At 67.6% G+C, this 10,843-nt stretch carries 7 protein-coding genes; all 7 read left to right on the plus strand.

The genetic code is table 11. The annotated features are described in order from the left end of the window. The first annotated feature begins 313 nt into the window (after window positions 1–313). The 7 genes from ASE59_RS02540 (at window position 314) to ASE59_RS02570 (ending at window position 10,751) form a co-directional block, all read left to right on the plus strand. The gene (locus ASE59_RS02540) at window positions 314–1,414 is read left to right on the plus strand and encodes an ExeA family protein (RefSeq protein ID WP_056452755.1); all 1,101 of its coding nucleotides are present in this window, start codon (window positions 314–316) and stop codon (window positions 1,412–1,414) included. Window positions 1,415–1,423: 9 nt separating this feature from the next. Further along, entirely contained in the window at window positions 1,424–2,263 is an 840-nt protein-coding gene (locus ASE59_RS02545) for an XrtA system polysaccharide deacetylase (protein WP_056451641.1), read from the plus strand. After that, window positions 2,260–3,309: a FemAB family XrtA/PEP-CTERM system-associated protein gene (locus ASE59_RS02550; protein WP_056451643.1), complete on the plus strand. Its 1,050-nt coding sequence runs from the start codon at window positions 2,260–2,262 to the stop codon at window positions 3,307–3,309. Before ASE59_RS02545 ends, ASE59_RS02550 begins: the two co-directional genes overlap by 4 nt. Beyond that, window positions 3,306–4,442 (plus strand): TIGR03087 family PEP-CTERM/XrtA system glycosyltransferase, encoded by a 1,137-nt coding sequence (locus ASE59_RS02555; protein WP_056451646.1) that lies wholly within the window; start codon window positions 3,306–3,308, stop codon window positions 4,440–4,442. The genes ASE59_RS02550 and ASE59_RS02555 overlap by 4 nt, the downstream gene beginning before the upstream one ends. Then, entirely contained in the window at window positions 4,439–5,959 is a 1,521-nt protein-coding gene (gene xrtA, locus ASE59_RS02560) for an exosortase A (protein WP_056451647.1), read from the plus strand. Before ASE59_RS02555 ends, xrtA begins: the two co-directional genes overlap by 4 nt. Before the next feature lie 2 nt (window positions 5,960–5,961). Next, the gene (locus ASE59_RS02565; protein ID WP_056451649.1) at window positions 5,962–7,848 is read left to right on the plus strand and encodes an XrtA/PEP-CTERM system amidotransferase; all 1,887 of its coding nucleotides are present in this window, start codon (window positions 5,962–5,964) and stop codon (window positions 7,846–7,848) included. 95 nt (window positions 7,849–7,943) lie between these two features. Next, complete coding sequence (locus tag ASE59_RS02570) at window positions 7,944–10,751, plus strand: DUF3857 domain-containing protein (RefSeq protein WP_321163212.1); 2,808 nt, start codon at window positions 7,944–7,946, stop codon at window positions 10,749–10,751. The last annotated feature ends 92 nt before the right edge of the window (window positions 10,752–10,843 follow it).

A 10,843-nucleotide genomic window follows, 5' to 3' on the forward strand; every position in this document is an offset into this window, starting at 1 on the left:
CCTCCCTTCCAGGGAGGGGAGCAATTTCGTTGCGTTTCGCGTGAATGTCGATCCGGCAGAGGTTGCCGGGTACCGCCCCGCACGTCCGCCCGCTTCGCGTCATTCCCGCGCAGGCGGGAATCCATATCCGCCGATGTTCGTAACGCTTCGGCGACGCTGGGTGTATGAACCCCGCCTCGGCGGGGAGACTAATGGAGTATCCCGCCATCTTCAGCCGCTTGCGGTGCATTTGTGGCGGACGCATACGCCCCACCGCGAAATTTTAAGAAGAATAAACCGATCGGGGGTTATACAGCTCCCAACGGAGATGTTGATGTACGACGATCACTATGGCCTGACCGGTCGCCCGTTCCAGCTGACGCCCGATCCGGCGTTCTGGTTCGATACCGCGACGCATCGCAAGGCGATGGCGTATCTCGGCTATGGGTTGAGCCAGGGCGAGGGCTTCATCGTCATTACCGGCGAACCCGGTACCGGCAAGACGACGCTGCTCGGCCATCTGATGCGGACGATCGATTCCGCGCGGCTGAACGTCATCCGGATCGTCACGACCCAGATCGAGGCCGACGACCTGTTGCGGCTGGTCGCCGCCGGCCTCGACGTCGATCATGACGGGCTGACCAAGGCGCAGTTGCTGAGCGGGATCGAGCGCGGGCTGCACAATGTTGCGCGGTCGGGGCGGCGGACGCTGCTGGTGATCGACGAAGCGCAATCGCTGCCGGTCGGATCGATCGAAGAATTGCGGATGCTGTCGAATTTCCAGGCGGGCGGCTATGCGCTGTTGCAGATCTTCCTGCTCGGCCAGCCTGAATTCCGCCAGCGGCTGCATGGGTCGGACCGTCTGGAGCAGCTGCGCCAGAGGGTGATCGCGATGCATCACCTCGACCCGATGGAGGTCGAGGAGGTCGGACCGTATCTGGAACACCGGCTGCGCGTGGTCGGATGGAGCGGCAGTCCCAGTTTCTCGCCCGACGCGCTGGAGTCGCTGCATCGCTGGTCGGGCGGGATTCCACGCCGGTTGAACCAGTTGGCCAGCCGGGTGCTGTTGTTCGGCGCGATCGAGGGGATCGACCGGTTCGGCGCGCTCGACGTCGACAATGTCATCGCCGATCTGGACAAGGACGGGCTGGGCAGCCGCGCGGGCGATGCCGAGGCGGACGAGCCGGCGGCGTTCGGCGATGCCGAGCTGCGGCCGATGCCGCCGCGTCCGATCCATTTGTCGGTGGTCGAGAGCGGGCAGCGTCCGGCACCGCCGGTCGCCGATACCGAGGCGCTGCTGGCGCGGATCGAATCGCTCGAAGCGCGGCTGGAGCAGCAGGATCTGGCGCTGCGCCGGGTGCTGACGCTGCTGGTCGACTGGGTCGAGGGCGAACAGCGCCGGCCCGACCTGACGTCCGTGCGCGTCGCCGGCTGAGTTACCCCGATGCGCAATGCGATGTCGGTCGACGTCGAGGACTGGTTTCAGGTCGGCGCGTTCGAAACGGTCATCGACCGGCGCGACTGGGACGGGCTGGAACACCGGGTCGAGGCAAATACTGACGCGGTGCTCGACCTGTTCGCCGCCGCCGGGGTGAGCGCGACGTTCTTCACGCTCGGCTGGGTCGCGGATCGGTTTCCGGCGCTGATGCAGCGAATCGTGGCCGGCGGGCATGAACTGGCGAGCCATGGCTGGGACCACAAGCGCGTCTTCACGATGACGGCGGAACAGTTTCGCGACGATCTGGCGCAGGCGCGGACGGCGCTGGAGGATGCCGGCGGGCAGGCGGTGACCGGGTATCGCGCACCGAGCTTCTCGATCGATGCGCGGACGCCATGGGCGCATGGCGTGCTGGCCGATGCGGGCTATCGTTATTCGTCGTCGGTCGCACCGCTTCGCCACGATCATTATGGCTGGGCGGAGGCGCCGCGCGGGCTGTACCGGCCGGTCGCGGGCAACCAACTGATCGAATGGCCGATCACGCTGGCGAAGGTGCTGGGGCGCGATGTGTCGGCGGGGGGCGGGTTTTTCCGGCTGCTGCCGAACCGGGTGGTCGAGGACGCGGTGGTGCGCAGCAACCGGGTCGAGGCGCATCCGGCCATGTTCTATTTCCATCCGTGGGAGATCGATCCGGGGCAGCCGCGGGTGGCGAATGCACCGTTCAAGTCGAAGCTGCGCCATTATTCGCGGCTTGGGGCGATGGCGGGGAAGCTGGAGCGGCTGATGGTGCGGCACGACTGGGGCCGGGCCGATGCGATCGTCGCCGAGCGTGCGGTCGCGCTGTGAGTTTTCGGGTTCGGCGGGCGGACTTGGGCGACGTCGCCGAACGCGCGCGGATCGTGGCGTTTGTCGAGGGGCGGGCGGACGGTACACCGTTCCACCTGCCGGTCTGGGGCGAGGCTACGGCGGGGGGGTGCGGGCAGGCGTATCGGATGCTTCTGGCCGAGGAGGCGGGGGCGCTGGTCGGGCTGGTGCCGCTGACGCAGGTACGCTCGCCGTTGTTCGGCGCGGCTTTGGTGTCGACCGGGTTCGGGGTCGGTGGCGGCGTGTTGGGCGATGGGGCGGCGGCGCGGATGCTGGCCGAGGCGGCGGTGGGCGTCGCGCGCGAGCTTGGCTGTCCGACGATCGAGATGCGCGGCGGGGCGGCGATCGATGCGCCGGGTTGGACCTTCGACGACACACGTTATGTGGGGTTCATGCGGCCGTTGGCGGCGGACGACGACGCGGAATTGCTGGCGATCCCGCGCAAGCAGCGGGCCGATGTGCGCAAGGCGCTGGCCGCACCGTTCGAGGTCGCGATCGGGCACGACGCGGCGGCACTGGCCGAGCATTTCCGGGTGTATGGGACGTCGGTGCGCAATCTGGGCACGCCGGTCTTTCCTAGGTCGCTGTTCCGTGAGGTCGTGGCGGCGTTCGGCGATGATGCCGATGTGCTGACCATCCGCCATGCAGGGCGGGCGGTGGCGAGCGTGCTGTCGATCTATTGGCGGGGGACGGTCTATCCCTATTGGGGTGGCGGCACGGCCGAGGCGCGGGGGCTGCGCGCCAATGAACGGATGTATTTCGAACTGATGCGCCATGCGCGGCGGCGCGGCTGCGAGCGGTTCGATTTCGGACGGTCGAAGGTCGGAACCGGGCCGGCGGCGTACAAGAAGAATTGGGGGTTCGTCGGCGAGCCGCTCGGCTATCCGACCTGGACCGCCGATGGTGCCGCACCGCGCGACGCCAGTCCGCTCAACCCCAAATACCGGCTGAAGATCGCGGCGTGGCAGAAGCTGCCGTTGGCGGTGTCGAACCGGGTCGGGCCGTGGATCGCGAAGGGGCTGGGGTGAGCGACATCCTGTTCCTTGCCCACCGCGTCCCCTATCCCCCCGATCGCGGCGACAAGGTGCGTAGCTATCATGTAATGCGGCATTTGTCGACGCTGGGGCGGGTGCATCTGGCAACCTTTGCCGACGACCCGCGCGATCTGGGGCATGATGCGACGGTGAAGCAATGGTGCGCGAGTGTGGTGACGGTGCCACGGACCAAGGGCAATGCACGGGCGGCGGTCGAGGCGCTGGCGAGCGGGCGACCGGTGTCGCTGGCGGCGTTTGATCATCCGGACATGCGGTCGGCGGTGACGCGGTTGCTGGGTGAGCGCCGCCATGACGCGATCTATGTCTATTCGGGGCAGATGGCGCAGTATCTCCCCGCCGATGCGCGGTTCGTGATGGATTTCGTCGACCTCGATTCGGCGAAGTTCGCCGCCTATGCCGAGGATGCGCGCGGGCCGATGCGTTGGATGATGCGGCGCGAGGCGCGGTTGCTGGGGGCGTTCGAGCGGGCGGTGGCGGCGCGGGCGGAGGCGACCTTGTTCGTGAGTGCGGCGGAGGCAGCGTTGTTCGGCGGGCGGGCGCAGGCGGTCGAGAACGGGATCGACACCGGTTTCTTCGATCCGGCAGCCGTGACGCCGGTGGCCGAGGCGGGGTCGCTGATCGTGTTCACCGGCCAGATGGATTACCGACCGAACATCGATGCGGTGCGCTGGTTCGTCCAGGAAGTGCTGCCACGCGTACCGGGGCGGTTCGCCATCGTCGGGCGCAGCCCCACGGCGGCGGTGCGGGCGCTGGCGGGTGAGCGGGTGATCGTAACCGGTGAGGTCGCCGATGTGCGCGGATGGATCGCGGCGGCGGATGTCGTCGTCGCGCCGCTCCTGCTGGCGCGGGGGGTACAGAACAAGGTGCTGGAGGCGATGGCGATGGCGCGACCGGTCGTCGCCTCTACGGCGGCGGCGGAGGGGATCGACCATGACGGATCGATCCGGATTGCCGGGGATGCTGACGCTTTTGTGTCTGAAATCATAGGGTTGCTGGAAAATCCTGACGTTGCGCATACGCTTGGACAGGCGGCACGGGCGCGGACGATCGCACGCTATGGCTGGGACGCGCGACTGGCCCCGCTCGCTGGATTGATGGGGCTGTGAGCAGCCTCGCGCTCGATCGTCCGGCGCAATCGCTGACGCCCGAATGGCGGCGGTCGTTGATCGCGCTCGGCGGGATCTGGACGGCGCTGCTGCTGATCTTTCGGCGTGACGTTGGCGATGTGGTCGAGATCTGGTGGAATTCGACGACCTACGGCCATTGCCTGTTCGTGCCGCCGATCATCGGCTGGCTGGTATGGCAGCGCCGGCGCGAAGTGCTGGCGTTGCAGCCGGGCGCGTGGTGGCCGGGGCTGGCGATCGTCGTCGCAGGTGGTTTCGGCTGGCTGGTCGGGGAGGCGGCGGCGGTGGCGCTGTTCCGGCATGTCGGGCTGGTGATGCTGTTGCAGGGGGCGGTGGTGACGCTGCTCGGGCCGCGTGTTGCGCGGGGGTTGTTGTTTCCGCTGGCGTACATGTTCTTTCTGGTGCCGTTCGGCGATTTCATGGAGCCGTGGCTGCAATCGGTCACGGTCGCGCTGACGATGCCGATCCTGCACGCGCTCGGTGTCCCGGCTAGCGTCGACGGGGTGCTCATCACCATCCCGAACGGCTATTTCGAGGTGGCAGAGGCGTGTTCGGGGGCGAAGTTCGTGATCGCGATGATCGCCTACGGCGCGCTGGTCGCCAATGTCTGTTACGTCGCATGGGGCCGGCGGGCGGCGTTCATGGCGCTGGCGCTGGTGGTGCCGGTGCTGGCCAATGGCGTGCGCGCGGCGGGGACGATCTATGCCGCGCATCTGACCTCGGTCGAGGCGGCGACGGGGTTCGACCATATCGTCTATGGCTGGGTGTTCTTCGCGCTGACCATGGCCGGCGTGCTGGCAATCGGGTGGCGCTGGTTCGACCGCGATCCCGATACGCCGTGGTTCGACGTCGCGCGGGTGCAGGCGATGCCGATGCGCGTTGCCGACCGGTCGATGGCGGCGGGTGCGGTGCTGGGCATCGCGGTGGCCTTTGCCGCATGGGGGTGGGTGATCGACAGCCGCGTCGATACGTTGCTGGCCCGGATCGAATTGCCGAGCGTGCCCGGGTGGCAGCGGATCGCCATTACCGGTGAGCCATGGGTGCCGAATTATCCGGGTGCCGACCATTTCGTTATCGGCCGCTATGGCGATGCTCACGGACGCAGCGTCGATGTGGCGATCGCCGTCTATGCCGCGCAGGGCGAGGGCCATGAGCTGGTCGGATTCGGGCAGGGACCGATCCGTGAAAATGACCGCTGGGTTCGCGTAGCCGATACTCCGCCAATCGACGGCGGTACGGCGCTGCGGATGGCGGCACCCGGCCCGATCGAGCGGGAAGTGGCGACATGGTATCGCATCGGATCGGTCACCACCGGTAGCGAGGATCGGGTGAAGCTGGAAACGCTGAAGGCGCGCCTGCTGGGTGGGCGGCAACGCGGTGTGGCGGTGCTGATATCGGCGGAAAAGGGCGTGGGCGATCCGCGCGCGGTCATCGCCGACTTCCTGCGTGCGGCCGGACCGGTCGAGGCAATCGCCGATCGCGCGGCCGGAGCGAACTGACCATGTGCGGTATTGCCGGCATCTTCTATCCCGCCAGCCCGAAACCGGTCGATCCGGCGCGGATCGTGGCGATGACCGATGCGCAGGCGCATCGCGGACCAGACGGGTCGGGGGTGTGGACGGCACTGGGCGTCGGGCTTGGTCATCGGCGGCTGTCGATCATCGACGTGGCGGGCAGTCCGCAGCCCATGGCGCTGCCCGGCGAGCGGATCGTCGTCACCTATAACGGCGAAATCTACAACTTTGCCGAACTGCGTGCCGAACTGATCGCGAAGGGCGCGGTGTTCCGGACGCAGGGCGATACCGAGGTGCTGCTGCACGCCTGGATGGCATGGGGGCCGGACATGCTGGCGCGGCTGAACGGTATGTTCGCGTTCGCGATCCACGACGCCGATCGGCAGTCGCTGTTTCTCGCGCGCGACCGGATGGGGGTGAAGCCGCTTCATTATGTCGAACTGGCCGATGGCGCGGTGGCGTTCGCGTCCGAACTGAAGGGGTTGCTGGCGCATCCCCTGGTCCGGCGGACCCCCGATCTACGCGCGATCGAGGATTACATGACGCTTGGCTATGTGCCCGATGACGCCTGTATCGTCGCTGGCGTGCGCAAGCTGCCGGCCGGGCACTTCCTGCTCTTGCAGCGCGGGCGGGCGGTGTCGCCGCCGGTGCGGTGGTGGGATATCGACTTTTCGAAGCGCGCGAAGGGCAGCGCCCGCGACCTTGAGGCCGAACTGGTCGAGCGGATGCGTGAGGGGGTGCGGTCGCGGATGGTCGCCGACGTGCCGCTCGGCGCGTTCCTGTCGGGTGGGGTCGATTCGTCTGCGGTCGTCGCGCTGATGGCCGAGGCGAGCAAGGCGCCGGTCCAGACCTGCACAATCGGCTTCGACGAGGCGGGGCATGACGAACGCGGACCTGCCGCCGTCATCGCCACGCGCTTTGCGACCGACCATGCGGTGCGGACGGTGCAGTCGGACGATTTCGCGCTGATCGATACGCTGGTCGCGGCGTTCGACGAACCCTTTGCCGATGCGTCGGCGCTGGCGACCTACCGCGTATGTGCGCTGGCACGCGAGCGGGTGACGGTGGCGCTGTCGGGCGATGGCGCGGACGAGGCGCTGGCCGGGTATCGGCGGTACAAATTTCATGCCGCCGAGGAACGGGTGCGCGGGCTGTTGCCGCCGGGGTTTCGCGAGCCGGTGTTCGGGGCGCTGGGCGATGTCTATCCCAAGGCCGACTGGGCGCCGCGCGCGTTCCGGGCCAAGACGACGCTGCTCGCCCTGGCGCAGGATGGCAACGAAGCCTATGCCGGGGCGGTCGGGGTGACGACGTGCGCCGTGCGGCAGGCGCTTTACACGCCCGCCATGGCGCGGCAACTGGGCGGGCATCGCGGCGAGGACCGCTATGTCGCGGCGATGCGACAGGCACCGGCGCGCGATGCGCTGGATCGGGCGCAATATGCCGATTTCAAGCACTGGCTGCCTGGCGATATCCTGACCAAGGTCGACCGGACCAGCATGGCGGTGGGGCTGGAGGCGCGCGAGCCGTTGCTCGACCACCGGCTGATCGAGTTCTGCGCGACCCTGCCGCCGAAACTGCGGCTGCGGCGGGGCGAGGGCAAATGGCTCATGAAGAAGTCCCTTGAGCCATGGCTACCGCGCGACAGCCTCTACCGCCCGAAAATGGGGTTCGTGACGCCGGTCAGCGCGTGGTTTCGCGGGGCACTGGCCGATGAGGCGGCGGCGCTGACGCGCTCCCCGGTGCTGGCGAGCTGGTTCGACCTGCATGCGATCGAACGCATCGTCGCCGACCACCGTGCCGGGCGGGCCGAGCATGGCCGGACGCTGTGGCAATTGGTGATGCTGGAGCGGAGCGCGGCGCGGCTGTTCGCCTGATCTCCTTCGAATCTGCACCCGATCCCCACTCGACAAGTCACGACACTGCGATAGACCTTGGGATACCGGCGGGGGCCGGGGACAAGGGGGATCGCGTGAAGCGTTTGGTCATGGCTCGTGCTGCCGCAATGGCAGCGGTGTGTGTTCCGGCATTGGCATGGGCCAGCGATACGCCGCTCTATCAACCGGCGCCGGCTTGGATCGTCGCTCCGCCACCGGTGCCGGCGGGGGCGGCGGAGGAATTTCCGCCGATCGTGCTGCTCGATTTCCAGAAGCGGATCGAGGGCGATAGGCTATGGTCCTATGTCCATCAGCAGACGCGGATCGCCAGCAGCGAGATGCTGTCGCAGGCGGCGACGCTGACGCTGCCCTGGGCGCCGGACAAGGGTGACCTGATCGTCCACGGCCTGACTATCCTGCGCGGTGATCAGCGGATCGATCTGCTGGCGAAGGGGCAGAAGTTCGTCGTGCTGCGGCGCGAACAGGCGCTGGAGCAGCGCGAGCTGACCGGCATCCTGACGGCGACGATGGCGGTCGAGGGGCTGGAGGTCGGCGATATCCTCGACATGCGGTTTTCGGTCACCGGACGTGATGGTGCGCTGGGCGGTCGGGTGCAGGATGTCATCCCGCTGGTGGCGGCACCGATGCGGATCGGCGCAGGGCGGGTGCGCTATAGCTGGCCGAAGGAGAGCCAGCCGAAGTGGAAGTTCCTGGCCGACGGCGTACAGGCGACGCCGGTGACCAAGGGCGACTTCACCGAACTGAGCTTTCCCCTGCCGCTCGCCAAGCCGAGGGATATGCCCGAGGACGCGCCGTCGCGCTTCCGCCATCCGCCGCTGATGGAGGTGGCCAGCTTTGCCGACTGGGCCGATGTGTCGAAGACGTTCGCGACCCTCTACAGGACTGACGGGCTGATCGGCGCCGGCAGCCCGATCGCGGGCGAAGTCGCGACGATCATGAAGACGGAGACGACGCCGATCGGTCGCGCCCAACGCGCGCTGGAGGTGGTGCAGGACAAGATCCGCTATCTGGCGGTGGGGATGGACGGTGGGAATTATGTTCCGCAAGCCCCGGCAAAGACGTGGGAAGTTCGCTATGGCGACTGCAAGGCGAAGACGCTGCTGCTGCTCGCCATGCTGCACACGATGGGGATCGAGGCGGAGCCGGTGATCGCCAGCGTCGGCATGGGCGACTTCGTGCCCGAACGGTTGCCGAGTGCTGCTGCATTCAACCATGTGTTCGTGCGCGCGACTGTGGGTGGCGAGACGCTGTGGCTGGACGGGACGGGCAGCAATGCGCGGATGGCCGATATCCACGACACGCCGGGTGTCGGCTATGTCCTGCCGCTGCGGGCTGCCGGGGCCGATCCGTTCAAGGTCCAGACCCATGCAAGCGCGCGTCCCATATCGAGCGTCGTCATCGATGCGGACGAAAGCGGCGCGGTCGACCTGCCCAGCGCGGTCGATGTTGCTTTCACCGCGCACGGCGCAATGGCGGCACAGTTGCGCGCAGCCAAGAGCCAGATCGGCCCGAAAGAGCAGCGCGAGTTGATCTCCGGCATCCTGCAGAATGCGGTCGGCGAGGGGCAGTTCGCCGATGGCACCATCACGGTCGACCCAGTGACCGGTGACGTCGTCCTGCGCGCGAAGGGCGTGATCGGAACGAAATGGGGCATGGAGGATCGGCGGCGAAAGCGGGCACTGGGTGGGCTGCAGAGCGACCTGCGATTCTCCTCGGATCGTAGCCGGCCGGATTGGACCAGCATTCCGGTCGTCGCTCCGCCGGTGTTCGGGGTCGAACGGCGGTTACGCATCAAGCTGCCCGATGCCGGACGTGGTTTCACCTTGGATGGTGTTGCCGATGCGGATCAGCGGTTGGCGGGCTACGCCATCAAGCGGACGACGCGACTGGCGAATGGCGTGTTGACGAGCGACGAGCGGATGGATGCGCTGGGCGTCGAAGTACCGGCGGCGCAGATCGCCACCGAACGCGACGCCGTGGCGACGGCAGCGGCTAATATCCCGCACCTGGTCGCACCGGTCGATACGCCGCGTCGTTGGACGCTGAATAGCGTGGCGATGGCGCAGTCGAGCCAGATCAAGGCGATCCGCGCCGTCTATGCCAAGGCGATCGCCGACGATCCGGACGAGATGAGCGGCTATCAGAGCCGCGCCAGTTTCGAGACCGGTGTGGGGAATTACCGCGCGGCGCTGCCCGATCTCGACCGTGTGATCGCCAAGGAACCCAGTATCGAGTTGTATCTCCAACGCGCCTATGTGCAGGACATGCTGGGCGACCGGGCAAAGGCTTTGGCGGACGCCGAACGCGCGCGGCAACTCGATCCGTCGAACCAGGGGGCCACGGCACGGCTGGCGTGGTTGAAGGCGGAGAATGGCGACCTGCCCGGCGGGGTCGCGCTGCTCGATCAACGGATCGCGCTGGGCGGGGAGCAGAAGCGCTCGGCGCGGCAGGACAAGGCGGCGTTGATCGGCGAGTTCGGCGATGCGGCGGAGGCGGTGAAGCTGTACGACGCGATGATCGCCGAAAAGCCGGGATCGCCCAACCTGCTGAACGGGCGCTGCTGGATCAAGGGCACGCGGTCGGTGATGCTCGATACCGCGCTGAAGGACTGCACCAGCGCGATCGAACTGGGCGACAGCACGCTGGCCGCGCTCGATAGCCGGGCGATGGTCTGGTACCGGATGGGCCGCTATCCCGAGGCGCTGGCCGATCTCGACGCGGTGCTGGCGGCAGAGCCGGATATGGCCGGGAGCCGCTATCTGCGGGCGGCGGTGCTGAGGGCGATGAAGCGCGATGCCGATGCGGTCGCCGACCTGACGATGGCGCGCCGGGTCGCCCCGCAGATCGACCGGCAATATGCCCGGTTCGGGTTCACGATGTAGGCTGAGGTCGAGCGGCAGATACGAGAACGGCGGGGGATCGCTCCCCCGCCGTTTCCGGTTTCAACGATCGTTCGACGATCAGTCGAACATCT

This window comes from Sphingomonas sp. Leaf10, assembly GCF_001421245.1.
In the GTDB taxonomy this organism is placed as follows: domain Bacteria; phylum Pseudomonadota; class Alphaproteobacteria; order Sphingomonadales; family Sphingomonadaceae; genus Sphingomonas.

Bases quoted from the DNA above. Each gene is read 5' to 3' on its own strand.
- ASE59_RS02540 (WP_056452755.1), top strand. From the start codon at position 314: ATGTACGACGATCACTATGGCCTGACCGGTCGCCCGTTCCAGCTGACG.
- ASE59_RS02545 (WP_056451641.1), top strand. From the start codon at position 1,424: ATGCGCAATGCGATGTCGGTCGACGTCGAGGACTGGTTTCAGGTCGGC.
- ASE59_RS02565 (WP_056451649.1), top strand. From the start codon at position 5,962: ATGTGCGGTATTGCCGGCATCTTCTATCCCGCCAGCCCGAAACCGGTC.